This is a genomic window from Paraburkholderia sp. GW821-FHT02A12, assembly GCF_059422005.1.
Window position 1 is genome coordinate 2,232,210 of the sequence record NZ_JBWKWA010000001.1, and the last position, 22,476, is coordinate 2,254,685.

Annotated in this window: 34 protein-coding genes; 2 read left to right on the forward strand and 32 right to left on the reverse strand. The window is 59.4% G+C overall.

What is annotated here, in order from left to right; genetic code table 11:
* Complete coding sequence (locus AC07WT_RS09965; RefSeq protein WP_494946956.1) at positions 1-564, forward strand: hypothetical protein; 564 nt, start codon at positions 1-3, stop codon at positions 562-564.
* Between the two features lie 149 nt (positions 565-713).
* Here the strand turns inward: AC07WT_RS09965 and AC07WT_RS09970 are convergent, their stop codons facing one another.
* The 7 genes from AC07WT_RS09970 to AC07WT_RS10000 form a co-directional block, all read right to left on the reverse strand.
* Positions 714-1,004 (reverse strand): hypothetical protein, encoded by a 291-nt coding sequence (locus AC07WT_RS09970; protein ID WP_494946957.1) that lies wholly within the window; start codon positions 1,002-1,004, stop codon positions 714-716.
* Positions 1,001-1,342: a hypothetical protein gene (locus AC07WT_RS09975; RefSeq protein WP_494946958.1), complete on the reverse strand. Its 342-nt coding sequence runs from the start codon at positions 1,340-1,342 to the stop codon at positions 1,001-1,003. Before AC07WT_RS09975 ends, AC07WT_RS09970 begins: the two co-directional genes overlap by 4 nt.
* Positions 1,318-1,710 carry a hypothetical protein gene (locus tag AC07WT_RS09980; RefSeq protein WP_494946959.1) on the reverse strand — a complete coding sequence of 131 codons (393 nt, stop codon included), beginning with the start codon at positions 1,708-1,710 and terminating at the stop codon, positions 1,318-1,320. Before AC07WT_RS09980 ends, AC07WT_RS09975 begins: the two co-directional genes overlap by 25 nt.
* Positions 1,710-2,246 carry a hypothetical protein gene (locus tag AC07WT_RS09985; RefSeq protein WP_494946960.1) on the reverse strand — a complete coding sequence of 179 codons (537 nt, stop codon included), beginning with the start codon at positions 2,244-2,246 and terminating at the stop codon, positions 1,710-1,712. The genes AC07WT_RS09980 and AC07WT_RS09985 overlap by 1 nt, the downstream gene beginning before the upstream one ends.
* A 271-nt stretch (positions 2,247-2,517) precedes the next feature.
* A complete protein-coding gene (locus AC07WT_RS09990; protein ID WP_494946961.1) occupies positions 2,518-2,745 on the reverse strand; it encodes a hypothetical protein in 228 nt (75 codons plus the stop codon).
* 288 nt (positions 2,746-3,033) lie between these two features.
* Entirely contained in the window at positions 3,034-3,843 is an 810-nt protein-coding gene (locus AC07WT_RS09995) for a DUF4942 domain-containing protein (protein WP_494946962.1), read from the reverse strand.
* 107 nt (positions 3,844-3,950) lie between these two features.
* Positions 3,951-4,538, reverse strand: a complete 588-nt coding sequence (locus AC07WT_RS10000; RefSeq protein ID WP_494946963.1) for a recombinase family protein — start codon at positions 4,536-4,538, stop codon at positions 3,951-3,953.
* Positions 4,539-4,750: 212 nt separating this feature from the next.
* Between AC07WT_RS10000 and AC07WT_RS10005 the strand changes: the two genes are divergently transcribed.
* Positions 4,751-5,674, forward strand: a complete 924-nt coding sequence (locus AC07WT_RS10005; RefSeq protein WP_494946964.1) for a hypothetical protein — start codon at positions 4,751-4,753, stop codon at positions 5,672-5,674.
* Between the two features lie 57 nt (positions 5,675-5,731).
* Here AC07WT_RS10005 and AC07WT_RS10010 read toward each other — a convergent pair whose 3' ends face one another.
* The 25 genes from AC07WT_RS10010 to AC07WT_RS10130 form a co-directional block, all read right to left on the reverse strand.
* Complete coding sequence (locus tag AC07WT_RS10010; protein ID WP_494946965.1) at positions 5,732-7,252, reverse strand: hypothetical protein; 1,521 nt, start codon at positions 7,250-7,252, stop codon at positions 5,732-5,734.
* Complete coding sequence (locus tag AC07WT_RS10015; protein WP_494946966.1) at positions 7,242-8,507, reverse strand: terminase small subunit; 1,266 nt, start codon at positions 8,505-8,507, stop codon at positions 7,242-7,244. Before AC07WT_RS10015 ends, AC07WT_RS10010 begins: the two co-directional genes overlap by 11 nt.
* An 88-nt stretch (positions 8,508-8,595) precedes the next feature.
* Positions 8,596-8,850 (reverse strand): DUF4031 domain-containing protein, encoded by a 255-nt coding sequence (locus AC07WT_RS10020; protein WP_494946967.1) that lies wholly within the window; start codon positions 8,848-8,850, stop codon positions 8,596-8,598.
* A gap of 12 nt (positions 8,851-8,862) precedes the next feature.
* A complete protein-coding gene (locus AC07WT_RS10025; RefSeq protein ID WP_494946968.1) occupies positions 8,863-9,768 on the reverse strand; it encodes a deazapurine DNA modification protein DpdA family protein in 906 nt (301 codons plus the stop codon).
* Between the two features lie 83 nt (positions 9,769-9,851).
* Positions 9,852-10,103, reverse strand: coding sequence for a hypothetical protein (locus AC07WT_RS10030; RefSeq protein ID WP_494946969.1), 252 nt, complete (start codon positions 10,101-10,103; stop codon positions 9,852-9,854).
* A gap of 26 nt (positions 10,104-10,129) precedes the next feature.
* On the reverse strand, positions 10,130-10,822 hold the full coding sequence (locus tag AC07WT_RS10035; RefSeq protein WP_494946970.1) for a helix-turn-helix domain-containing protein: 693 nt from the start codon (positions 10,820-10,822) through the stop codon (positions 10,130-10,132).
* Between the two features lie 11 nt (positions 10,823-10,833).
* Positions 10,834-11,082, reverse strand: a complete 249-nt coding sequence (locus AC07WT_RS10040; protein ID WP_494946971.1) for a hypothetical protein — start codon at positions 11,080-11,082, stop codon at positions 10,834-10,836.
* Entirely contained in the window at positions 11,079-11,291 is a 213-nt protein-coding gene (locus AC07WT_RS10045; protein ID WP_494946972.1) for a hypothetical protein, read from the reverse strand. The genes AC07WT_RS10040 and AC07WT_RS10045 overlap by 4 nt, the downstream gene beginning before the upstream one ends.
* Complete coding sequence (locus AC07WT_RS10050) at positions 11,291-11,545, reverse strand: hypothetical protein (protein WP_494946973.1); 255 nt, start codon at positions 11,543-11,545, stop codon at positions 11,291-11,293. The genes AC07WT_RS10045 and AC07WT_RS10050 overlap by 1 nt, the downstream gene beginning before the upstream one ends.
* Positions 11,539-11,922, reverse strand: a complete 384-nt coding sequence (locus AC07WT_RS10055; RefSeq protein WP_494946974.1) for a phage protein NinX family protein — start codon at positions 11,920-11,922, stop codon at positions 11,539-11,541. The genes AC07WT_RS10050 and AC07WT_RS10055 overlap by 7 nt, the downstream gene beginning before the upstream one ends.
* Positions 11,919-12,050, reverse strand: a complete 132-nt coding sequence (locus AC07WT_RS10060; RefSeq protein WP_494946975.1) for a hypothetical protein — start codon at positions 12,048-12,050, stop codon at positions 11,919-11,921. Before AC07WT_RS10060 ends, AC07WT_RS10055 begins: the two co-directional genes overlap by 4 nt.
* A 292-nt stretch (positions 12,051-12,342) precedes the next feature.
* Positions 12,343-12,525 carry a hypothetical protein gene (locus AC07WT_RS10065; protein WP_494946976.1) on the reverse strand — a complete coding sequence of 61 codons (183 nt, stop codon included), beginning with the start codon at positions 12,523-12,525 and terminating at the stop codon, positions 12,343-12,345.
* A 2-nt stretch (positions 12,526-12,527) separates the two neighbouring features.
* Positions 12,528-12,740 carry a DNA translocase FtsK gene (locus tag AC07WT_RS10070; protein WP_494946977.1) on the reverse strand — a complete coding sequence of 71 codons (213 nt, stop codon included), beginning with the start codon at positions 12,738-12,740 and terminating at the stop codon, positions 12,528-12,530.
* Entirely contained in the window at positions 12,740-13,081 is a 342-nt protein-coding gene (locus tag AC07WT_RS10075; RefSeq protein ID WP_494946978.1) for a Ref family recombination enhancement nuclease, read from the reverse strand. Before AC07WT_RS10075 ends, AC07WT_RS10070 begins: the two co-directional genes overlap by 1 nt.
* A 23-nt stretch (positions 13,082-13,104) precedes the next feature.
* Positions 13,105-13,581, reverse strand: a complete 477-nt coding sequence (locus tag AC07WT_RS10080) for a DUF1367 family protein (RefSeq protein ID WP_494946979.1) — start codon at positions 13,579-13,581, stop codon at positions 13,105-13,107.
* Entirely contained in the window at positions 13,581-14,750 is a 1,170-nt protein-coding gene (locus AC07WT_RS10085) for a GIY-YIG nuclease family protein (protein WP_494946980.1), read from the reverse strand. The genes AC07WT_RS10080 and AC07WT_RS10085 overlap by 1 nt, the downstream gene beginning before the upstream one ends.
* A gap of 62 nt (positions 14,751-14,812) precedes the next feature.
* Positions 14,813-15,706 carry a hypothetical protein gene (locus AC07WT_RS10090; RefSeq protein WP_494946981.1) on the reverse strand — a complete coding sequence of 298 codons (894 nt, stop codon included), beginning with the start codon at positions 15,704-15,706 and terminating at the stop codon, positions 14,813-14,815.
* Positions 15,707-15,737: 31 nt separating this feature from the next.
* The gene (locus AC07WT_RS10095) at positions 15,738-16,133 is read right to left on the reverse strand and encodes a hypothetical protein (RefSeq protein ID WP_494946982.1); all 396 of its coding nucleotides are present in this window, start codon (positions 16,131-16,133) and stop codon (positions 15,738-15,740) included.
* Positions 16,134-16,144: 11 nt separating this feature from the next.
* The gene (locus AC07WT_RS10100; RefSeq protein WP_494946983.1) at positions 16,145-16,540 is read right to left on the reverse strand and encodes a hypothetical protein; all 396 of its coding nucleotides are present in this window, start codon (positions 16,538-16,540) and stop codon (positions 16,145-16,147) included.
* Between the two features lie 11 nt (positions 16,541-16,551).
* On the reverse strand, positions 16,552-16,941 hold the full coding sequence (locus AC07WT_RS10105) for a hypothetical protein (RefSeq protein WP_494946984.1): 390 nt from the start codon (positions 16,939-16,941) through the stop codon (positions 16,552-16,554).
* 151 nt (positions 16,942-17,092) lie between these two features.
* Positions 17,093-17,314 carry a hypothetical protein gene (locus tag AC07WT_RS10110; protein ID WP_494946985.1) on the reverse strand — a complete coding sequence of 74 codons (222 nt, stop codon included), beginning with the start codon at positions 17,312-17,314 and terminating at the stop codon, positions 17,093-17,095.
* On the reverse strand, positions 17,299-17,964 hold the full coding sequence (locus AC07WT_RS10115; protein WP_494946986.1) for a hypothetical protein: 666 nt from the start codon (positions 17,962-17,964) through the stop codon (positions 17,299-17,301). The genes AC07WT_RS10110 and AC07WT_RS10115 overlap by 16 nt, the downstream gene beginning before the upstream one ends.
* Positions 17,957-18,916 (reverse strand): hypothetical protein, encoded by a 960-nt coding sequence (locus AC07WT_RS10120; RefSeq protein ID WP_494946987.1) that lies wholly within the window; start codon positions 18,914-18,916, stop codon positions 17,957-17,959. The genes AC07WT_RS10115 and AC07WT_RS10120 overlap by 8 nt, the downstream gene beginning before the upstream one ends.
* Complete coding sequence (locus tag AC07WT_RS10125) at positions 18,916-19,668, reverse strand: HNH endonuclease (RefSeq protein ID WP_494946988.1); 753 nt, start codon at positions 19,666-19,668, stop codon at positions 18,916-18,918. Before AC07WT_RS10125 ends, AC07WT_RS10120 begins: the two co-directional genes overlap by 1 nt.
* The gene (locus AC07WT_RS10130) at positions 19,665-22,307 is read right to left on the reverse strand and encodes a DNA methyltransferase (RefSeq protein WP_494946989.1); all 2,643 of its coding nucleotides are present in this window, start codon (positions 22,305-22,307) and stop codon (positions 19,665-19,667) included. Before AC07WT_RS10130 ends, AC07WT_RS10125 begins: the two co-directional genes overlap by 4 nt.
* Positions 22,308-22,476: the final 169 nt, after the last annotated feature.

Sequence of the window (22,476 nt, forward strand, 5' to 3'; positions counted from 1 at the left end):
ATGAATCGGGACGAATGGAAGTTGCCGCTCGGTGTCTTGGGCGGCGTGATCGGCGCGGCGATCTTTGTTCACTACCAGCCACACACTCCAGGGGACGTCGCTGCATGGGTGCAAGCAGTTGGTTCGATCGCGGCGATCTACGCTGCCTTCCGTGTGGCCAGCAATCAGACGCGCGAAACACTTCGGCGGGAAGCAAGCGATCAAAAAAACGCATACGAGACCGTTGTTGAGATATTCGACCAGCTGGTCGACCCGGTGATTCGTTACGTAAAACTTGTGCTCGATGAAAATCGAGGCCTCGACGATGTCGACGTGAAGCGTGCGGAGCGCGACTTCACATATGCTTTTTCCGTGTGGCAAACCTATCCGATTGCGAATCTGCAATATGCCGAGTTGGTAAGGCGTTATACGATTGCGCGCGGCATTGTCATGGACAACGTCTACCTGATCGGCAACATCGACAATATGAACGCGCTGCCAGACGGTCGCGAACGCCTTCGTGAGGCGGTTCGACGGCTGCAGATAATGTCCAGTGAGCTGCATTCGCTTGAGCCTTGGAAGTGAACTGACTTCCAACCTTTGCTTGCCAGTTCGACAGGAGAGGAGAAACATCGGGGCGGCGGTGATGCGGTTGTTCTGCGTGTGTAGTGCCGCATGAATAGCGCGCAACTTTTCCATTAGGTCGCTCGGCACTGCGTCTGTATTAGTGGCCATCATTCCTCCAGTGCGTTCTTGATCTGTTTGCCGACCAGGCCGGCGGCACGGCAACCTGCCTCGGTGGCTTGGAAGTAATGCATGCTGCCCTCCGAGGCGCCACGGAACCGCACCAGCCCGAGCGATTCCATGCGTCTCATCGCCTCCAGCGCTTCACCGCCGTTGGCGGCGTAACGGTTGCGAAAGCCCCAAACGCGCTTCGGGTGATGCCCCGGGGTCGCGCCGAGCATGTGCTGCAATTTGCGCAGATCGCTTTCAGACAGAGGCACTGCGGATGTGTTTGTGGTCACGCTTTCACCTCAACAGTTACCGGTCCATTGCGCATATCGCCAGTCATCCGGCCGTCAAGTTCCGCGCGCTCCCGCTTGGTGAGGTTGCGCCACTTCGAAATCACGTACTCGCCACGCAGTAGACCGCGCGGTTGATCGCCCTGCATGCTGCCGAACGAATATCCGTTGTCAGCGCACCAGCGTTCCGCGGCATACGTTGCCTGGAAGTCGCCGAGATCGGCGAACGTCATCACAATTGGTTTGCTCATGGGTTGTGTCGGAATAAAGAGGTCGGCGTCGTTGCTCAGCCTTTCGGCCAGGGCATCGCTTCCATCTAGTGGGTGAAGTTCTTCGGCCAACGTCGCACTACCCAGTCTTGCAGAAAGCGGCGCTGGCCCTCCCCCTCGTACATCGAACCGCCATCGTGCCGCTTTGCGCACGTGACGATCACCTGATACGGCTGTGCCCGCTCTTCTGGCAGTCCTTCGTCGACTGAGATCCAGCGCGTCGCCGGCGCAATGCGATCGCGCACTAACGCTGGCAATCGGGTAACGAGATCCGTGCCGCCTGGCGCAGCGACTATCTGACGGATGCGCTGCAACGCCGCCGTCCGCTCGAGCAGGAAACGCTCCTGCGCCTCGACCACTTGAGCCATCTTCTCGCGCTCGTCTGGCGGTAGCTGTACGTCGCTGCGCAGCAGCTTCACGTAGTGGGAAATAATCGACATCAATGGGTCCGGTACGCGGCCGGATCGTGCCGGCCAAGTTGAACATCGCGCGCAAGCTGGTCACGCTCGGCCCAGCTCAGGCGAATCCAGAGGTGGCAATCGACGGCACCTTGAATGTCTTCAGCGCGCTTCAGGCACACCGGACAAACGGAATCGGAGAGCGGATCGCTCATCGTTCCCGTATGCGATGCTTCGCACGACATCGCACCATCGATATCGTTGTATGTTTCCTCACAGGATGGGCACTCATATACCTCGTCAACGTCAGGCGGACAGCACTCTTGCGCTTCGTACTCGCGCTTGTGCGTCGTTCCACAATCCCCGCACAAATAACGCCTGTACGTGCTCGCCAATTCCCGCTTGGCCGCCGTGAGCTTGTCATTCAATGCCATCTGCAGCGGACGCCCTTCGTCCGGGCTTACAACCACATCGCTCACAATGCACCCCACAAAAAGGTAGATAGACCGGTTCTTTAGGCGCTTCCCACTCGCTTGCCACAGAAGAACGCCGCCTCGACGCGCGCCGACTTCGCACATGCCAATTCATACAACCTCAGCACACGGATTTGAGCGCCGCAGCGAACGACAAAACGAAAATGGCCATCCAGAGAAGCAGCTGCCGCTCGGTGAGTCGCCTTGACCTGTCGCATGTCGTCTCCCGCCGTAGTTTGAACATACTATAGCCACATACGCATATATCGTCAAAGCATTTTCTAGCCGTATATGCATTCACCAACACGTAAAAAAGCCCGCTCGCGGCGGGCTCTACGTCTTCGGATGCTAAAAATCAGGGGACCGCAGTCCCTAGCTATGCATCGCCTGCCTGCAGCGCACGCCATATCGCGTTGCCTTCATCCTGGCCGGCAAAGTAAGCGTCTGCCTGTGCAGTGCCGAGTTCATAGGGAAGCGCGCGAAGAACGCCGTCGATGCGCAGACGCAGGATCGACAGCACGCCTTGCTTGTATTCCTGGCTGCGCGGGTCGCGGCCAGGCGAGAAAGCCTTCGAGATCAGTTCTTCGACGGTGTGGGTTCTCACGATTGCGATGCTCCTGCGAGGCAGTTCCGGTCTGGTGGATGGGTTCTAAGCGGCGACTTCCGACGTGGTCGGAAGCGTTAAGCGAACATGTCCCGCACATCGCAACGAGCGCGGCGATATGCGATGCGCCACATGCGGCGCGCGAGATCATCACCCCAATCAACTCGGGCACGCCAGTACGGCACAAGGCGCACGAACTCATTACGGGCAATCAGAGTTGCTGCGTGCATCTCGTTCCCCTTGTGGGCCAGTGTCCGGCGGACCGGGCTGCGCCGCGAACCTGCTGGTCTATCGAACATCGCTTGCCAGCGCGTTCGGATAGTGCTTGGCGAGTATCAGGTTCAGCTTGTCGACCAGGTCGGACCGCTTGAACGTGATATGGCCGTTACCGTTCTTGAACCACTTGATCGTGAAGTAGTCGAGTTCCGCGAAGGTCTGTCGCTCGTGCGCAGCGCGCGTGAGCTGCGAATAAATGCCGTTGCGGTGATCGGGCTCTGGCTTGCCATCTAGCACGCTGAAAACACGCACCAGATCGTCCAGTTCGTTCGCGTTGCTGGAGTTCACGTTCTGCGTCCACTTGTCGTTAGACGCCTGCTTGTGCATGACGTAGGACACGACAAGGCGCCTCCCGAATTTGAACGGCTGATTCGTTTTGTAGCTCCAACTTAGACGCTTGAAGCAAGCAATCACGCCTCTCTCGAACAGTTCGCCGCGGCCATCCCGTAGCATAGTGAAGGTCGAGGAGACGTTATTTGCGGTGAGCGGAGGCGTTGTAAATTCCATGACGCCCTTGTCCCATTCCTCGCGCGCCTTCGCATCCATGAACGAGCGCAAGCCGGACTCGCGCATCAGGTGATTCCAGCCGCACGAGTCTACGCGCTTGGTGATGCGATCCATGAGGTCCGGCTGGTTGATCGAGACGCCGCCATGACGCCCGTAGCGGTCTGACAGGTGCGGGCTGATAGTGCCGAAGCCTCCGGCAAGACCGATAGCGTCGGCTTCATCGATCAGCTTTTTCGCCTGCTCGACGCGCTCCAAGATGGCGTCGCGCTGACGCAGCATGTTCTCAACACTGATGCTTTTGACGACCTCGTTCATCAACTTTCGCCCCAATTCGCGTTGCCGTTTTACCGTCGATGGGCGAATAGTAGGCGATATGAATATAGCCGTCAATGGCTATATTATGCGTATGTGGTTCACATGAATCATTCAGCCGTGCGCGTCGGCTTGACCGGTCCGAGGTGTTTGTAGACGGTCGCGCGCGAGACACCGTAGCGCTTCGCGAGGTCGGTGACCTGCACATCCGGGTCCTTAAGCGCCGCCTTGATCTCGCGGATCTGCTTCGTATCGAGCGACGGCTTGCGCCCACCTTTGCGACCGCGGGCTCTGGCGGCATCCAGTCCGGCGCGCGTACGCTCACGGATTAGGTTGCGTTCGAACTCGGCGAGCGCGGCAAACACATGAAACGTCAGCCGGCCGGTGGCGCTGCTGGTGTCGATCTTCTCGGTGACCGATTCGAACCCAACGCCGCGCTTCTCCAGATCAGCAACGATGCGCACGAGGTCGGAGAGCGAACGGCCTAGACGGTCAAGCCGCCACACGGTCAGGATGTCGCCATCGCGCAGCGCACGCAGACAATGCTCCAACTCGGGCCGCTCGGTGCTTTTGCCGCTCGCCTTCTCTTCGTAGATCTGGAGACACCCCGCTTTCGCCAATGCGTCGCGCTGCAGATCAAGATTCTGATCGTCGGTCGAGACGCGCGCATAGCCTATCTTCGTTTGATTTTTGGACATTTTTCTTACTTAGATTGTTAGATAAATTGATAGACACAGTAGGCGACAAAAAAGCGCCGGTCAAGGCGCTCTCGTCACTGTCTGAGAATCCAACGTTATTCGGACAAAATATTGGCTGATCTCCCCACGACATTGCTTAAAACATATGCAACGTGTAGGCTGCCATCGGTTCGTGGATCGTCCTAAGAAAGATAACTTGACAGGGGGTGCGCATGGATTCGTTAGTTATTCAAAAAATGCAAGCAGTTGCAATTTACAAACTCATCTTTATCGGCGCCGCAGTTGTTCTTTCGGGTTGCGCAACGAACTTCCGCGTCAACACGCCCAATCAGGCACAACCCGCTGCTTCCGCTGGGCCAACTCAACCAAGTACCACGCCTGGTACTCGCCCACGTGATCCACTCGCCCCAGTTGCATATGGCTATCAACCCCTAGACCCTGCGCCGATTTACATTCGGTCGCTTCCGCCAAGCCGGACGGCTACGCCGCAGGAAGTGCTCGACTCGCTGCCAGACGAAACTATGAGACTGGCAATTGGCCAGTTCGACGCCACCGGTAATGTCACTTACGGCCCGGTCACCGTCAGTGCATCTGATACCAACTACGTCGTGACAATCGACTACATCAAGTCAACGACGCACCCACTGTTCGTGAAGAAGGGTCTGCTAGCGTTGGATGGATCATTTACTGCCACGGTCGTCGACAACGAACATGACGCTGACATATCCGTTCCCGTCTACATCGGGGTTGGATTGCGGCTCACAGCTATCCTGCATACGAGCAAGGGAGGTATTAATCTCGGAAACATAGTAGCGATCGGTGCCGCTGCGCAAGCGAGTCAGCTGACTGGCACGATGGTGCTACAAACACTCGGCTTGACTGGCGAAAACATTTCCACCGCTCTCCCGATCCCGAGTGACATAAGCGTTGCCTCAATCCAGAGTGCCATGCAGGCAATAGGCACAATGAAAGCAAAGCTATATGACACCAAGAACACCACAATTGTGCCGAGAGTTGTCGGCGTCTACAACAACCTTGGCGCTGGCCCAGACACCATAAACGGTATTATCTCGTCGGTGCTTGCCAGACCGCTTCCTTTGGACGTGAGGCTCAAAGAGACAACCGCAGCGAACTAATTACTGCCTGCGCAGGCGACTTATCTGTGAGACCGACGTTGATCCCCTCGGTATGCGTTATGCATTTGAAAATGCATCGCGCGCGGCCTTTCTTACGGCCTCAATGCCTGCGCCGGCATCAGTGATCTCTGCGGCGTACTCGGCGATGATGTAGTCGGCATCTTCAAGGAACAGGAAACTGATGGCATCCCATATGTCCGGCGACGGGATGCCGTCGCGGCGCATCTGTTCCTTCTTCTCGATCTGGTACCGCGCCTTTTCGTCGAAGTGGTACGGAACGCGCGACCCCTGATCCAGGATGTCCTTACGCCATGGCCCATCCATGATGCCAAGTCGCCCCTCCTTCGCAGCTCGCGCGGCATGAACCATCGCCTGCGCACGCAGATTGACGAACCGCTCGGTATTCCGTTTCTTGAAGCACGGCTTACCCCAGTTGACGCGCTTCAGGTTCGGCGTGCCCATCGATTCGAGCTGCTGGCAAGCCGGGATGCCCATGCCGCCGGCATCCACCAGCACGGTCGGATTCTCGTATTGCTGCGACTCGTTGAAAACCTCGCCTGTGAAGTCGTGCACTTGGCGGGTGTTCGAGATGATCGGCACCGCGGCGACCTGCACGCGGCGGGCATCCGGCCCGAAGTCTCCATATCCGCTCACCTTACCGACAACGAGCACCGACTTGTCGCGATACTCGCCTGCGCCGACGTCAGCCGACAGGATGAAGCCGAACTGGATACCGTCGGGCAGAACGTCGCGACCGATGCACGCCTCGAGCGCTTTGCGGCCGAGCAGGAAGCCATCCTGATTGTCGGGGAATTCGCCTTTGACCTTGATCGAATATTCGACGTCGGTGTATTCGAGGCGCTTTTCCTTGATGAACGCGTCCGACACGAGCGGCGAGTCCTCGGAATTGAACACAAGGTTATTCCAGACGCCGCCCTGCGCAATCGAAAGCGAATGGTGCGTGTCGTAAAAGAAGCCTGCGTTGCGCGTCGGCTGGCTGGTCACCAACATGCGGTTGCGCTCGTCGGTGAGCGCGCCGGTCAGCACGCTGAAATTCTTGTCCGGGATTCCCGACGCTTCGTCGGCGATGATCAGGTACCAGTCCCGGTGCATACCGGCCAGATTTTCAGGCGAGCCGCGCGGCGCCGTCTTCGCGATGATGAACCACTGCAGCTTGTAGCCCTTGACGAACACGCGCTCGGCCTCGACCTCGAAATACTCGGCAACCCACGCCTGCGGGCCGGCGAGGATCCGGTCTTTGATGTCGGTGATTTCCTTCCACGCCTGATCCTTGACCTGGGTGATCTTCGGCGCCGTCAGCATGGTATTGCTGTTGAAATAGCACAGCAGGTGCCATACGGCCGTCACGCCGATCGATCGCGTCTTACCGGTACCGTGGCCAGATGAGACGCTGGTGCGCGAGCCCGGCACTGCGACCGACTCGAACAGTTCGTCTTGCTGGTCGGTGCACTCCATGCCACAGACCTCAACGGCGAAGCGCTGCAGGTCGAATGCATAGCGCTCTACGAAGTCACGCCACCGCGGATCGTCCGGCAGGTATCTGCGCTTAGCTGCCATCGGATTCAGTATCGGAATCGCTGTCGTCAACCGGCGTCCACACACCATCCTCTTCGGCGAGCCGCTGTGACCTGCCAATCACCTTCGCTTGCCTCGCTTTCGCCACCGCGGTCTTTTCGGCATACCACCGGTCCAAGTCTTCCGTCGACGTGGCGGTTATGTTGACCTCTAGGCTCTCGGTGAACATGCCGATATGGCGCGCGACGTTATCCAATGCCTTTGCGCGGTCCAATTTCAAGACCTCGATGCCTTCCTTGGTGATCTTTACACCGTCATAGAGCATCAGCGCCTGCGCACTGAGCCGGCGAGAGTCATGGTAGTGAGCGTAGCCATAGCCTTCGCCCGCGCACTCGGGGCACTCCGGATTAGGCTCCCGATTCCGGTCGAACCCGTCCCCGCCTGCACCGTCCGGGGGCTCAGGTTCGGGCTTGCCTCTTCCGTTGGCCTTCGTGCACTCGAGCAAATGCTTGCGGGTTGCCTTGTCGAACTCCTCTTTCGTCCACTGGTAAGCGAAGCCCACGCCCCAACAGTTGCGGCAGCAGTTGCGCCGGTACTCGACTAGCTCGTTCACGTTAGCGGTCGCAATATCCCACCAGCGCTTCAGAACCATCTCCTGAGTAATTTCGAGTTTCGCCTGCAACTTCGCCTGACGCGCCGCGACGTACGCTGCCACGTTGGGGTTTGTTACGAGCCGATGCCCCTCTACACGAGCGACAAGGTCCGTCTTTCCCGTGTATCCAGCCCGCTTGTATGCGTCCGTTGCATTTAGGCTTATGAGGTAAAAATCAGCGAAGCGTCGCTGTTGAGGATTTAACGCGGCGGCAGCGTAACGGATCTGTTCGTCTAGCTTATCGGCATCAGGCGGAATGACGGCTTCGGGATCGGGCGGCTGTGCTGCGCTCGGTTGAACATGTTCGCTGGGTATTCCGACATGCTCAACGGTCTGAACATGTTCAACGGGCTTCTTAGCGCGCACGGCCTTTGCTGGCTTGCTCTGCGGCGCTTCCGGTGCAGCGTCGCTTCCGCCCTTCGTCCAGTTGTTGCGCTTGGCGAATGTGGCGCATGCACCCTTTGACGGTACCGGAACACTCAGCCGCTCGCCGACGATCTTCACCGCGGCGGCGTAGCTCATGGTCGGGTCCGCTTCCCATGCGCCCTGTATCGCCTTCCACAATTCAGGCGAGTAGCGGACGCCCTTGCCATCCCCTTGGCTGGCTGGCTCGTTATGGTCGTGGGCAGACTTGTCGATACTCATGCCGAACATGTTCGCTCACAGCGAGAACATGTTCATGTGGCGTTTTCCGGGGATTGAACATGTTCACGCGGACGGTGAACATGAACGGCTATGCGGGAATGAGGCGCTTCGCCATGCGGAGCAGTGTGCGCTGGTCGACGGGGTGGGCGCCTGCCTGAAGCGCTGCTGCCCGCTGTGGGGCAGTGATGTCGTAATGAGGGTGACGCGTGCCGGTGTGATACCAGCAGCGCTTGATGCCGATCGACGCGGCGAACATGTGCAGTTCATCCAGCGTATCAGCGGACATGTGGACGCGCGGGCGGCCCTGCCACTCTATGCTGGCGTCATCCACGTAGACGGCCATGAACGGCTTTGCTCAGTCCACCAGCGCAAGCCTGAACTGGTCACCAGCGGCTGGCTGGGCACGTGCGGTGGCGGACTGCATCCACCGCGTCATCTCGGCCGATCGGTGCGAGAGCGAGTTCGATACGCCGCGATCGCGCGCTTTCACGCGCGCGCTGTAATCAAACGCCATCGAGTCGGCCGACGCTATCCAGTCGTACATCTTGAGTTCCGACAGGCATGCCCCCTTCACGCCGAACATGTGCAGCCGCGCACCAGCCGGCAGGCGACCCTCCAGGCCCGCCAGAATCGCATACAAGCCGTGTCGTGGATGTTTCAGGTCCCGTCGGCAAACGGATCCGAGTCCGATCAGCGCCGGCGGAGCCAACCATGGCTCCCATCGGCTCCAGACTTCCAGCAATAGATCTAGGCTGCGCAGGTAGTCCGCCACCGACCAGCCCTGCAGCACTGGCACCGGTGGCCGGATCAGGTGACGGACGACGTCGTGACCGCAGGTTCGGGCCAACTCGCTTTGCCACGCATAGACGACGCGCAGCACTCCCTCGAGCAGCGTGGCCGTCGCGTCGATTCGGTAATCGATAGTGTCTTGGTCCCGTGCGATGTCTGGCTCACAGCACAGATCCGGCTGGGACCACCACGATGCACCCGACAGCGTCGCGAGCTCGACGTATTGCTCGTAGGTCCAAGGGAAGATACCAGCCATCCCCGGCTGTCTGCCCTTCGCGAGCCAGAGCATCATTGCCGTGTAGCCGGCGCTATCGAGCGCGAAATCCAGTTCAGTCAGGTCCGTCGCCTCAGGGAACGTGAACGCACAGCGCCGGGCGTTCCAGAACGCGCTGGCCGACACCATGGCAGCGTAGCCATGGTTGAAAGCGTGGAACGCAAGCTTACCGCCGCGGTGCGGAATGCCGACGCGCACGAGCAAGCCATCCGCTATGTTTGCATTACGCTGAAGTAGTGGCATGCCCGGCGGCTGGCGCACAGGCTCCTTCAAACCTATCGTCATACCGGATGGGAGTCGGCCGGATGATCGTCCGAAGCGTGCTCGCGCGTCACCGTGGCGGACATGCCGGGCGGCAGCATGATGCAGGTCGGAAAGAATCCGCCTTGACTGCGAACATGTTCAGCCTGCTCCCGCAGCATGTTCGAATAGCGTTCGTACGCGAAGACGGGAAAGTCTGCCGGCACCGTGAGAAACACCACGTCGCCCCCTCGCGCGCCTTCGATCTTGATCGCTTCAATGTGCTCTTTCATGGGACCTTCGTCTCTATCCGGGACCGTCAATCTGAATCGGTGCTGTCCGGCTCCTCGCCGGCGAACAGCGGCAGGGATTCGCCATTGCACAGCGCGTCGATGCGCGCGCTCTTGACGTCAATTCGGTGCTGCAGGAACTCGCGGGCCGCGCGCTCCATCTCGCGCATATCGTCCACTGCGGACATCAGCCGGCTGCCGGCCAACACATCGTCGAGGAACTTCTTGTTCTTGCGGCACACTGCCTCGAACGCTTCGCAAACCGTTCGCGAACGGTTCATGACGGATACCAGATGGCTTTCCAAAGGCGTCAGGTCGGCCGCATTACGCAGCAGCATGGCCGACACGATGGCCATGTGCTCACTGATCGCCGACTCGACCGAGCGCACGATTGCCATTTGCTCAGCCGTGCGCGGGTCGCGCTCGGGCTCGGCGGACAGTCCCAGCAGATAGTCGGCGCTGACGTTGTACGCGAGCGAGGCCTTCACCAGGAAGCCCTTGGGCATCTTCGCCTGCCCGCCTTCGATCTTCGACAGCGGCGCCGAGTTCTTATAGCCGAGCTTCTTCGCCGCGTCTTTCTGGTCGAGCCGGTTTAGCCGCCGGGCGGATATCAGGCGCTCGCGCACGATCTCGTCGCCCGTGTCCGCCGGCCGGAACACGCGTGCTGTCGGCCGGGCATTCCCAAACCAGACTGAATCGATGTTGAGCGGCGGCTTGGACACGTTTCGCTCCGTCACGCGGTAATGCAGCGATAGACGCCGCGGCGCACCAGATCGATCCGGCCAGCGCGGCTTTCGAGATCGATCAGGTTACGGCTGGCCGTGCGCACGATGTCCGTACGTTCGAGTTCCGGCAGGTCGGCACCCCAGACCGCGTCAATCGCGTCCCGGATGTCGACCGGCAAGAACTCGTCGCGCTTCTGCATCGCCGCAACGCCGGCATCAATTACGTGTTGGGGAATATCTTTGCCCCGGGCAATCATTGGCGAATCTCCTTTGTTACCGCCGCGGCGAAGCTGGCGAGTTTTGTGCACTTGATCATCTGGCGACCATGGCGCTCGGTTGCATAGACGACGTTATCGGTGTGCGGATCGCCGGCGCGCATTGGTCGGTTCTCGATCTTCAGCACCACGCGAAAGCCGCCTCGGCCATCTGTGTACGCGGTGTTGATCCTGATTTCGTTGGGCTTCATCAGGTACCCGTCGGCAGGGTGTAGTCGCCATCCGGGCGCGGGCGCAAATGTGTCATGCCTTGATAACGGTCGCGGTCATGGTTATAGCGGCGGCGGTCGAACGCGCGCGGGCCCGACTCGACCTCGCACTCGTCCATGCTCACGCCGTACAGCTCGGCGAGTTCACCGGCGTCGAGATGGCGCGTCTTTCCCGTGGCCCGTTCTGTCACGGGCCCGGGATGCAGAACGTAGAGACGCCTTGTCGCGTTCAGCATGGAACCTCATCCGGTACCGTCTCGCCGAATTTCATCGCTACAAAGCAGCGCAAACCCGCCGTTAGACCGTCAGGTCCTCCGATCGCTATCGAATCATCCAGACTGATCCCAAACCACTCCCGCCCCGGCACCGGTTCGCCGTCATGTGGCGGGTAGAATTTCGCGATGCCCAGGCCCTCGCGATCAAAGATTGGCCACGCCTGAAGAACGTTCGTCGACGGCTCAAACGCTACGTAAAATCGCGCCCCGTTGTCGCTCTTCCCCAGCACGAACACCCTGCCGGGTCGCATCTCGCACATTTCCGGCGGGTGTTCGATGCCCTCGGCGCGCGCAACCCAGTAATCGAGTAGTGCCCCGGTCAGTTCCGCAACTTTCACGCCGGTACCTTTAAGCCGCATGACGGTTGTGAAATCCCGTAGTGGATGCGGAACTGTCCGATTCCCAACGCACCCAATACCGCAAGGGTCACAACAACCAGGCCAATGGTGGCCAGAAGTTTTTTCATCAAAATCCCCTACTTGCTTCGCTCAATGAAAAGAGACGCGGAAATTTGGCGTGGAACCGACTGAGCAGCTCCGCGTCGCTCTGCCGAGTCCGTTCGGCCCATGCTGCTTGGCCATCGCACCAACTTGCCAGTCCCTTGATCGCCACGTGCTCCGGGTGGTCTGGCGCGACTTCGGCCCGCGAGGCTTCCTCCACCATCCATTTCGGCGCGACAACGCCATGCCACATGGTCGGCGTCGTATCACGCGGCGCTGGGATAGCCCGCTTGATGAGGACATCAAGCAGCGCGCTAGTCACGCAGCCTCACCGCGAACACTCACTTGCACCGGCGCACCGAGCAGTTCGCCGATGATCGTGCGATCCTCTGTCGCATTGGCCGCGTCTAACTCGGCCATCTGCTTCGGCGTGAAACCATCCGGGTAATGCGACGGCTCGGTTTCGTACTCGATCTCGACGATCATCTTCAGCTTTGCCATTTCTACGGAGCCTTCTTCACGTATTCAAACAGGCCATCAAACTGCCGGTGCGGCACGACGCCGATTTCGTCGGCCACCATCCGCTCGAGCAACCGCTTGGCCTGCGCCCAGCCGATTCGGCAGACGCGCTGCACCCGCGCGATCGACGCGCATTCGAATTCCTCGACCACGCGGACCGCATCCGGATAAACCTCGTCATCGCTGCGCTCGGTCATCAGTTGCTCCTCTCGTGCTCGGGGATGTAAATCCACAGGATCAGCCTCGTCTCTTCGACAAGCTCGACCTCGCTGAATCCGTACATCGCTTCGAACTGCGGCCGCCCCATATCGTGCACACCGAACCCGCTGAACTGGTGGTGGCGAGGGCATAACGGGCATGTCCTGTAGTGGCTTGCACGCATCTTTCCCTGCCCGGTTCGCTGGTGATGCACAAGGGCGGGCGTTTCGCCAAGACCTAACCGTCGACATGCGGCACAACCAAGGCGCTGCACGCGACCCATGTAATCCCGTTCTGCCTTAGTCGCCGCTCGCTTCGCCATGGATCGCATTATAGGCATATATTAGCCATATATGCATAGTCTCAATCGAAAAAAGACAGGACGCCATCAAGGAATGCCTGTTCATTCACGCTGCGCTTAAGCCAGTTGACCGATTCGGTCGGAAAGAACTCACCGATTACTGCCGGGTAGAGTTCCTCGTGAAGCTGTTCAAAATCTGCCTGGTCGAGTTCATCGTACGACCATGAGCGCGGCATACGCAGGATGCGACCGGTCGCGCGGTCTATCGTCTCGACGACAAACGATGTCTTCAACGTGAGATGCCTGCGGAGCGCTTCCATATGCTCAAATCGCTCTTGCGCCTCATATACGAAACGCAACAAGCCAAATACCCTTCGATGGTGCCGACCGTTGCGCGGCTTGCGGAATTCTGCTGAAACGACATCGCCGTGCTTCCATCGCTGTTGCGCTACTGTCTTTATGTCAGTTGTCGTCGACGGCACGAGCGTGAAGTGCGCGTGGCCAGGCGGCTTGAATACAACCCAATCGATAACCGGCATCAGAAAAGCTCTACCTGTACGAAATTCACCAAGCCCCCGATCTTTGCCGCGCCAATGGCTGCAAGGTATTCCTTGGCGTGGCCGATTACCTTTGAAGTCTCGCTGGCTTTGAGCGCCTCTCCGAGGTGCACCCTCAGAGACGCCAGTTGCTTTTCAGCAGCGTCAAATTTTCCATTGGCGCTATGAACTTTGTGCCAATGCAGGTGGATGCCGATGATCGCGGACCTCCCAAACGCCGGCGACTTGGCGTGGTTGGCTTTGGTGAGAGCAACGCGGTGTGCAACGTATGCTGGATCAGACTGCTTGGCTTTGATTCCGTCGGCGCGGCGGCGTCGGTAGTCTGGATCCTGATGCAGCGCTCGTGCGACCATTGCCTTTGCTTCAGCGAGCGCGGGATTCTCAGCATACATACGCCTTTGCGTCGCATGTATCTTCGCGCGGATGACGGGATCCTTATTCATTGCGCGCAGCCTGTCGCGCAACACCTTCCGAACCTCTGTTCGCTGCGATTGCTGCCTTACGCGTTCCGCGTGCTTCTTTTGATTCTCGGGGTCACTATGCCACCGACGCCTAGCTTCGGCCTGATTCGCTCGATATTCCGGTCGCTCCCAAGTCCGCTTCAGGATCGCAGCGCACTGGGCTCCGTAAGTCGGTTCCTGCGCACGGCTTCTTGCTATTGCGCGCAATTTCTCGCTTACTTCCGGGCGGCGTTTTATAGCGTTCAACATCTCGCGACGCTTAGGCGCGTGCAGCGCACGGATCTCGTCCGTCAAGACGGTTCCTTCGCCTCCCCTCGTGAGATTCAATCCATGCTTGCCATTCGCGGTGTGCAGCGTTTGAATCCAGTGAATCTCCCTTGCAAGAGCGGCAGCATCCGCCATTTGAGGCGTGTCGGCGTTGCATTGCTCGAGAATCTCAAGGGCGAAGCAACTGGTGCCATGCGCACGCGCGCTCCTGTGGATGTGACTGGCCGACCTTTCTCGCATATGCCGACGAAATCTCCTCATTGGATTTCGTGACTTTCCTACGTAGCGAATCAGCCCTGTGTGCGGATGACCTTCTTTAGTGAACTTGATTCCATAGACGAACGAAGCGTGTTCGCCATCGCCGCTTATCAGCGCACCATGCCGAGCCGCGAGCAGGCGCCCTGTGTCCGCATCCACCTTCATGACGGGAGCCGCCGAAGTCCGGTCGCGAGTGATAGGGGCGGCAACGATTAGCGGAGGGATGGTCAAGCAGCCTCCTGCTTTTCGTGGGGTTTGAGCGCGCTCTCGATCTCGCGGAAGCGGTCCACACCCCAGCGAATCTGTCCCACAATGCTTGTCAGTTCCTTTACCGTGGTGCTTTCCTGCGCGAGCGCAATCATCGCGTCGAGCTTGCTGCTCATCTTGCGGATGTTGGCTGGATCGGCCTCCATGCCGACGACCGCAGCCAGGTCGCGCAGCATGTCCGAGCACTCGCGCTCCTGTCCCTTGAGTTCCGCGGCGCGGCGCTCTTTCAGGCGAAGCAGGTCCTGCTCGAGTGTCCCCGCCTGGATGGCGATATCGTGTTTGAGCCGCTCGAGCCGGTGTGTGGTCTGATTCAGATGGTCTTGCACCGCCGCCGCGATTACCTCGCCGAACTTCTCGCGCACCTTCCTGACGGCGAGGTATTCGTTGAGATCGCGCTTGCTGTGTTCCTCCATATAGGCCTGACGCTCGTGGTCGCGCCGCTCACCGTCCATCACCAGCTTCAGCCAGAACGACCGCGGCAGCTCGGGGCACTTCGAGAGGGTAGGCGCCTTCAGCGTGCGCCAGCCATCGTCGCCGCGCACCATCAATCCGGCGCCCTTCGGGATGTCGTCTTTTTTCAGCAACCCCGCCGGACACACGAAAACGACCCCGCTTGCATACGCGAGATAGTCGGTGTACTTGCCTTTCGTCACATCCGCGCGAAAGTCAGAGACGGACACCTTGCACTCGTAAGCGAGAGGCGTGAAACGCGAGAAGCTGCACGGCATTGTGTAGACGTCGGGCCGCGTGCTGCCGGCGGCACCTAACTGCATGTCGACCCAGACGCGTCGATCCGACAGGCCGCGGAGGTGACCGGCGAGATCGTGCGCGAGATCATCATGTTTCCAGTTCATTCGCATAGTCCGTAAATCGATGAACACGCCGTCACGGCGCGACCGCTCCGAGTCGTTGCGCTGCGATTCGCTGGAACCCCATCAGGATCTCGCCGGCGCGAAACGCATATGCCGGTACCCGGGCAACGCGCCGCACGTCGCCGGTGACACACCAGAACGTGACAGGCTGGCCACGATGACTTCCGCTGGTGTATGTCTCGACGAGCCCCAATTCAAGAAGGTCGGCCAGAACTTTTGCAGCGGCCGGCGGCGAAAATTGCATCGTACGGGCCAGCTTCGTGACACTCATCGGGCCGTCGCGCTCAAGAGTGGCAATGCTTTGCGCGCGCGACCATTCGTCATTCAGCACCATGCCGACGGTGCCATTGCTGCGTACTCGCTTCACATACCGCTCAGCGTCCGTGACCGGATCCGGTTGTAGTTGCATGATCGTCCCCCTTAGCACTCAGCCACTTCGGCTTGGCCATCCTGCAACGCCTCGGCCATGTGCTCCGCGATCGCCTCGCCGAGCAGATCGACCCTACGGTCGAGGTCTTCGGGGGTGAGCGACGGCTCGTCTCCGAGCGAGTTTTCGGCGAGGCGAAGCACCTCTTCGTCGCCATTCAATTCTGCGAACATCAGAAACTTGAGCGTCCGGTACCGCGTGGCGTCGCTCGGGCCATTGAGCAGCGCGAGCAATTGCGCCGCGCGTGCACCGCGACTGGTCGGCAAGCGCGAACCACCGGCCTGCGTTACGTTGATCTCGTCGCAATTGGCCCCCGCTTCGTTGAGGCGGTACAGAAGACCATCGCTTTGCAACCAGCCATCGACAGGAAAGCTATTCAAATCCCGCATGGGTTTCGTCCTTAAAAGTCTTCGTATTTCCAACCGCCGCCGTCTTTCTTCTTCAGCTTGGTCACCTTCACCATGCGCGCGATCGGCAGCACTTCGGCGCACAGCTTGATCTTCAACTGCCCCTTGTCACTCGTGTATCCGCCCTTCGTTTCGTGGATTTCGAGTGTGTCGTCCGCTGCCATTACAAGGAAATCGACCTCGTACCATGTCCGGTCGGCAAGCCGCACCTTGATCGCGTGGAACTTCCACCACTTGATCTCCCCCGCCTGTATCCGCTGATCGAGCATCGCGGCATAGGCGGCTTCGGTGTCGTTCATCACGTCTTTCGGCAGGCGCCCTTTTGCCTGCCAGCGCTCCTTGCTTTGGTGCGCGCGCAGCACCTTCGCGTCCTCGGCAGACATCGCCGACACCACTGGGGATTCGCTTGCCTTCGGTTTTGGTTCTTGCGCGACAGGCGTCGAGCGACGGCGCAGTAACTCTTCGTACTGCTCAGGCGTCCATCGAACCGAATTTCCCATCACTCCGTCTCACGCATAGTATATGCATATATGGCTACATCTGGAAAAGACTTTTTAATCGCTTTTCGTCCCACTCGCGCCGCGCCGTCTCGCGATCAGGATCAACCTGAACGAACTTCCGGCATTCACGCTCGACCGTCGCATTTCGAAAGCGGCCAATGAAGTCGTCCTTTTTGCAGTGCGCCAGACCGACACGCGCATGCTCCTTGAATTCGTTCGGATCGCCGAGGTTCTCGCACGCTATGCACTGACACATGATGTCCGCCTTTTCAAGAAGTCCTTGATGCTCACGATCGCTTCTTCCGCGGCAGCATTGCTCGGTCCGGCCGCCGCCAGTAGTGGCACGGCGTTGCCTGTTTCGAGCAGCACCTGCATGGGGCTCCCTGCATCCGGTGATGCGAGCAATCGATCCGCGTACTCCGCAGTCAACTGCCCCTTCTGCACGGCAACATTCACTGCCTGCGCACGCTCGAGCGGACTCTTGCCCAGCGTGGCGGTCCACCGAACTGGGCGCCGCTGGTCCCTCGCGTCCGATACAGCTTTCGCATACGCTTCCTTGAACGCCATACGCGCAGGAATATCTTCGCCGGCTTTGAGCAATGGAAGAGCGATTCCCCAGGCGCGAGTCATCTCTTCCGTCCACACGACAGTCGCATCTTCATCACGCGGCAACATCGCCCACGCCTCCTCGACCCCAGGGCGCCCGTCATCGATGCGCTGGATTACATCGGACGGCGTCAGCACACCGCGAATCTCGCGACGACAGCGCACAAGCGCGCGCAACACGGCAGCATCGGGATAGCCGTCAAGGTCAGAGACGAAGACGGCCGCGGCGGCCGGCGAGAACGTCCGCCCGCATAGTTCGGCCGTGACGGCAACAGCTTGGATCACCTCACTGCTAGGCATTACCTGCCTCCTGCGCTTCGCGTGCCTGCGCTTCGGCGATGAGCGGGCCGAAAGCGTTCATGTTCGTCTGCGTCCGGTCGACCTGCGCCGCCTCGGCCGCCGTCACCTGTCGCTGCGTCGCCCATTCCGTCCGGAGCTTTTCCGCTTCGAGCGTCATGGCACCGACCGAATGCCCCTTTTGGACGTAGAAGCGGTTGTTGTGCGCGACATAGAACCGAGCGATGTGCGGAGCCTCCTCGCGTGGCACCCGCTTGACGAAATTGAGCAACTGGGCATTTACGGTCGCGTTGCGAACCGGCGGTGTGCCATATCGGACTTCGTATGCCTCGGCATAGGCCGCCCATGCCGCCGACGTATCCGGCGTCGATTCGCCTTTCGCCTCGCCCTTGCCTTTCGCAGCAGCGGCCTTCTTCGCTTTTTTCTCGCCGGGCGCCGGGACGGCGGCCGGAAAAGGGGTGGGCTCTGGTTCTGGCTTAGGCTCTGGTTGTGGCTCCGGCTCAGGCTCTGGTTTTCGATATGGTTCGGAAAGGGTTAAAAAAGGGTTCAGCAACGCCGCCTTAAAACGCGGCTCCCATTCCTTCATAGACCGCGCCAGCAAAGGCTTCACACCACAATCGTCGGGCACCTTGAGGAAGAGCTTTTCGGCTGCCTTCACGACATTCGGGTTTTCGAACTGATTCCACTTCAGGAACATGTGGATAAAGACCCATTTCGACACTTCGTCACGGGTAGCGAAACCCTTCTCTGAAAGGTTCGCAAACGCTTCGGATACCCTTCCGAAAGACCACCTCAGATCGTCCGCGACGTATCCGTCTGGCAACCTGAAACAGCCCAGCATGCTCGTGTGTGGTGATGTGATCAGATAGGCCGCAAGAGTGCGACCATCGTCTGTCAAAGACTGAATGGTTTGACTCGACCAGAAGGTCGAATGTAACTTTCCGTACTCGCGCATTAGGCCGCCTCGCTCATTTCCTCAGGGCCGAAGACGGGCGGCATCGACATATTGAGTCTAGCCCGATTCGACTCGGCCATGATCTGTAGATCGGCAAGCCCTGGAAAGTGCGGACTATCAGGCTCCTGCGGCAACCACGCGCGCGTGACATTGGCTTTGCTATGCACCCACAGGTGGCACGTTCGACACAGCAGCACCAGGATCGCCGGGTGCGCCCGAAGCGCCGCGATCTGGAAGCTCCACACGTGATGGAGATGGAAAGTCGGCTCTGTCGCGCGGTCGACCTTGCGCCAGTCCTTACCGCAGTTGCGGCAGCAGGCGTTATCGCGCGCCCATACATAGCGGACAACCGCTTTCCATTCGGGGGAGCGGTAGAACTCCTGACGCTCTGGCGTTGCGCCACCGGCCCACCGTGGGTTTGCTTCGGGCGGCTGGCCCTTGAGCCAATGCTGACCGTTACGGAGATACGGCACCGCACCGCGCGCAACGGAAGCGGCGCGTACCTTCGCGATGCTCGCGGGCTTGTGCTTGTGGCCGGCGAAAGCACTGCGCTCGCCCTTCTTGAATTGCTGGGCCGCGTACGAGCCCCGCGCACGTGTCTCGATGTTAGCGGCGCGTAGCCAATAGTGAACCGTCTTCGGATCGCGCTCATAGAGCCAGCCGATGTCAGGGCATGTGAGGCCCAGCTCGGAGTAGAGATATGTAAGCCGCTCGGCGTTCGGGCGCGCATAGCGCGATTTCGTCGCACTCATGCCGTCGCCCCGAGGTCCTCGAAGTCGAACAGGTCGGGCATTGACGCTTCGCGCTCAGCGGCGACGCAATACTGCAAGCCGTCCCGGAAATATGCTTCATTCAGTTCGACCGCTCGACCACGTCGACCCAACTTCATGGCTCTGACTGGCACGGTCATCAATCCGCCAAAGGGGTCAAACACGAGATCACCCTTGTTGCTGTATCGATCGATCAAACGATCCACGATATCGAACTGGATCGGACAGACGTGCTGCACCAGATTTTTCTGCGCCTGCTCACCGTTGAGCGTCCGCATCCGATTGATATCGTGCCAAACGTCCGGGTGGTGGCTACCCGGCGCGACGGACATGAAAGTCGACGGCAGTGCGCCGCGCGCATCCAACTCTTCCGCAAGGCGCACATGTTGCCTGTAGTCGTAGATCGTCTCGAGAGTATGCTTGGTGAAGACCTTCCCGATCTGATCGGCCCCATAGCCGGAAAGCTCGTCAGCTGTCAGGTAGCGATTCCCACTTGACCGCCACAATGCATGCGCGTCGATCTGCCAGTGCCCGCGCGAATAACCTTTCTCCAGTCGAGCGACCTCGCCGAAGGCGCCATCTGCGGCTTCTTCGAATTCCGGGTCATCAGCCAGGAACACCCGGCCATCGGCGAGTACCACACGATCGAGCTTGCCCTTCTTCACCGGCACATCGGCATAACCCTTCGAGCGGTCCGTCTGCGGCTTGCGGAACAGCAGGACATACTCGGGCGAACCGACACCCATCTTCGTGCCGTCCTTGCATTGCTCGGACCACCCGAGGCGGTAGGTCTGGTTGTTCTCGCGCACGACATCAGTCACCACGGTGACCATGCCCATATAGTCGAAGCCGTGTTTCTGGCAATGAAATATCGCTTCCGCATGGAACGGACTGACCGTAGGTGCACCGGTCCCTGCGACATTGCCAAATACGATCCGATCCTTAACGTGGCAACAGTACAAACGACCCGGCTCCAGGACACGCAGTAGATGCGGGGTCAAAAAGTCCATCTGCCGCCAGAAGTGCCCGTTGCTCTCGGTGTGGCCAAAGTCGTTATAGCTTTCCGAATATTGGTATAAGTTCCCAAACGGGATCGAAGTGACGATCTGGCCCACCGAGTTCGTTTCCATCAAGCGGCACTCTTCGACGCAGTCGTTGTTCGCCACAAGGTACATATCGCCGCGCTCTTCGCGACGAGTTATGCCGATGGACCGGCTCAATTGCTCTTCAAGACCGGTGGTGGAGAGCCCGTGCTCCCTGATAATTTCGCTCATGCGCGTACGCAAGCGGTCATCCTCGGCCCACTTCCCCTGCAGGCCCGCGAGGATCTCGCGCTCCGTCTCCGTAAAGATGATGTGAATTTCGACGCCATGCACCTGACCGAATCTGAAGATCCGGTGAATAGCCTGAATGAAATCGTTGAAGCGGTAGTCGATACCGGTGAAGATCGCCTTGTAGCAATGCCGTTGGAAATTGCAGCCGGAGCCAGCGATCTCCTTTTTGGTCGAGAGGTACTGGTATTTCCCATCGCTGAAATCGATGATCGCCTGCTCGCGGGCATCAAGGTCTTGCGATCCGTACACGCTCACGGCCGCCGGCAGAGCCGCTTTAATGGCGTGCCGCTCATCCTCGAGGTCGTGCCAAAGGATGTAATGCGAGTCGGGGTCTGCGCGAACGATTTCGAGCATCTTCGCGACGCGAATGTCGATGCTCTCGCGCTTTTCGGCAGCAGCATCTTTCAGCCCGATCGCGGCATCCTTGATCAATTGACCCTGACCGTCTCGATCGAACTGTCCGCCGAGCTCGCGCACCTTGACTTCGTGATAGCGAACCTGCATCGGTGGAAGTGCGTATCCGTCGTCGGAATACCCGAGGTCGGACGGCTTCTGGACGAAAATCGCCCAGCTATGCAGCCACACGAAAAACTCTTGTTCCATATGCGGGTAGAGCGTGAGGTTTCCGGCCTTTTCGCTATCGCGCTGGAAAAATCTGGTGAGGGCATGCCCCGTATCCATCACACCAAGGAAGCCGGCGTAATGGATCAGTTCCTTGAAACGGTTGGGGCTCGGCGTAGCCGTAGCGACGAAGCGATACTTGACGCCATCGAAGAGCGTCAAGAACTCCTGATAGGTCTTAGAGCCAAAACTTCGAAGGACGCTGGCTTCGTCCAGCGTCGCGGCGATGAACAGATTCGGGTCCAGTTTCCCGTCCCGGATCGATTCGTAGTTGGTCAGGTAAATGACGTCGTCGCCTTCGATCTCCTCGGCGCGCCGGATGAACTTCAGCTTGACGGCATACTCGCCCTGGAAGCGCTCGACTACCTCGCGGAAGAATTCTTGCCGCACCCCCAGCGGGATCACAATAAGGCAACGTCCGCCGACGAAACGCATGATTAACCGCATGATCTCGATCTGCGTCGAAGTCTTGTGCAGACCGAACGCGGCGAAGATCGCGCGACGTCCGCCCTTCAGCGCCCAGCGCACGATCTCGCGGGTGTGCGGTTTCAAGTGCGGATTTACGTCTGCGATAGCGACGTCGAAGCCGTGCGCCACTGAGAACTTGAACTTCCCTTCAAGGAAAGCTCTGTACTCGTCGGCGTAACCGAGGTTTGATTCAGACATCTATTTCTCCGCGCGATCAAGAGAGGGGTGAACCCCTCGCCGACAGTTCGAGGTGTGGACCTTGCGGACACCACTCCCCTCTTGATCGCGCACTATCGGCAGCAGATTCCCGGATGCGGTTCAGAACATTCGGGGGCTAAGGACTAGTGCGAGGCTCGCAATATGGCTC

Coding starts and splice junctions, on each gene's coding strand:
- AC07WT_RS09965 (WP_494946956.1), top strand. CDS start 1: ATGAATCGGGACGAATGGAAGTTGCCGCTCGGTGTCTTGGGCGGCGTG.
- AC07WT_RS10085 (WP_494946980.1), bottom strand. CDS start 14,750: ATGAAGGTGGATGCGGACACAGGGCGCCTGCTCGCGGCTCGGCATGGT.
- AC07WT_RS10105 (WP_494946984.1), bottom strand. CDS start 16,941: ATGTCTGCCGAGGACGCGAAGGTGCTGCGCGCGCACCAAAGCAAGGAG.
- AC07WT_RS10120 (WP_494946987.1), bottom strand. CDS start 18,916: ATGCGCGAGTACGGAAAGTTACATTCGACCTTCTGGTCGAGTCAAACC.
- AC07WT_RS10000 (WP_494946963.1), bottom strand. CDS start 4,538: ATGTCCAAAAATCAAACGAAGATAGGCTATGCGCGCGTCTCGACCGAC.
- AC07WT_RS10020 (WP_494946967.1), bottom strand. CDS start 8,850: ATGGCCGTCTACGTGGATGACGCCAGCATAGAGTGGCAGGGCCGCCCG.
- AC07WT_RS10070 (WP_494946977.1), bottom strand. CDS start 12,740: ATGACCGAGCGCAGCGATGACGAGGTTTATCCGGATGCGGTCCGCGTG.
- AC07WT_RS10015 (WP_494946966.1), bottom strand. CDS start 8,507: ATGAGTATCGACAAGTCTGCCCACGACCATAACGAGCCAGCCAGCCAA.
- AC07WT_RS10040 (WP_494946971.1), bottom strand. CDS start 11,082: ATGATTGCCCGGGGCAAAGATATTCCCCAACACGTAATTGATGCCGGC.
- AC07WT_RS10100 (WP_494946983.1), bottom strand. CDS start 16,540: ATGCGGGATTTGAATAGCTTTCCTGTCGATGGCTGGTTGCAAAGCGAT.
- AC07WT_RS09995 (WP_494946962.1), bottom strand. CDS start 3,843: ATGAACGAGGTCGTCAAAAGCATCAGTGTTGAGAACATGCTGCGTCAG.
- AC07WT_RS10110 (WP_494946985.1), bottom strand. CDS start 17,314: ATGTGTCAGTGCATAGCGTGCGAGAACCTCGGCGATCCGAACGAATTC.
- AC07WT_RS10125 (WP_494946988.1), bottom strand. CDS start 19,668: ATGAGTGCGACGAAATCGCGCTATGCGCGCCCGAACGCCGAGCGGCTT.
- AC07WT_RS09985 (WP_494946960.1), bottom strand. CDS start 2,246: ATGTGCGAAGTCGGCGCGCGTCGAGGCGGCGTTCTTCTGTGGCAAGCG.
- AC07WT_RS09980 (WP_494946959.1), bottom strand. CDS start 1,710: ATGTCGATTATTTCCCACTACGTGAAGCTGCTGCGCAGCGACGTACAG.
- AC07WT_RS10060 (WP_494946975.1), bottom strand. CDS start 12,050: ATGAAAAAACTTCTGGCCACCATTGGCCTGGTTGTTGTGACCCTTGCG.
- AC07WT_RS10090 (WP_494946981.1), bottom strand. CDS start 15,706: ATGAACTGGAAACATGATGATCTCGCGCACGATCTCGCCGGTCACCTC.
- AC07WT_RS10095 (WP_494946982.1), bottom strand. CDS start 16,133: ATGCAACTACAACCGGATCCGGTCACGGACGCTGAGCGGTATGTGAAG.
- AC07WT_RS10080 (WP_494946979.1), bottom strand. CDS start 13,581: ATGCCGGTTATCGATTGGGTTGTATTCAAGCCGCCTGGCCACGCGCAC.
- AC07WT_RS10130 (WP_494946989.1), bottom strand. CDS start 22,307: ATGTCTGAATCAAACCTCGGTTACGCCGACGAGTACAGAGCTTTCCTT.
- AC07WT_RS10030 (WP_494946969.1), bottom strand. CDS start 10,103: ATGAAAGAGCACATTGAAGCGATCAAGATCGAAGGCGCGCGAGGGGGC.
- AC07WT_RS10050 (WP_494946973.1), bottom strand. CDS start 11,545: ATGCTGAACGCGACAAGGCGTCTCTACGTTCTGCATCCCGGGCCCGTG.
- AC07WT_RS10010 (WP_494946965.1), bottom strand. CDS start 7,252: ATGGCAGCTAAGCGCAGATACCTGCCGGACGATCCGCGGTGGCGTGAC.
- AC07WT_RS10075 (WP_494946978.1), bottom strand. CDS start 13,081: ATGCCTATAATGCGATCCATGGCGAAGCGAGCGGCGACTAAGGCAGAA.
- AC07WT_RS10115 (WP_494946986.1), bottom strand. CDS start 17,964: ATGCCTAGCAGTGAGGTGATCCAAGCTGTTGCCGTCACGGCCGAACTA.
- AC07WT_RS10065 (WP_494946976.1), bottom strand. CDS start 12,525: ATGGCAAAGCTGAAGATGATCGTCGAGATCGAGTACGAAACCGAGCCG.
- AC07WT_RS10005 (WP_494946964.1), top strand. CDS start 4,751: ATGGATTCGTTAGTTATTCAAAAAATGCAAGCAGTTGCAATTTACAAA.
- AC07WT_RS10045 (WP_494946972.1), bottom strand. CDS start 11,291: ATGAAGCCCAACGAAATCAGGATCAACACCGCGTACACAGATGGCCGA.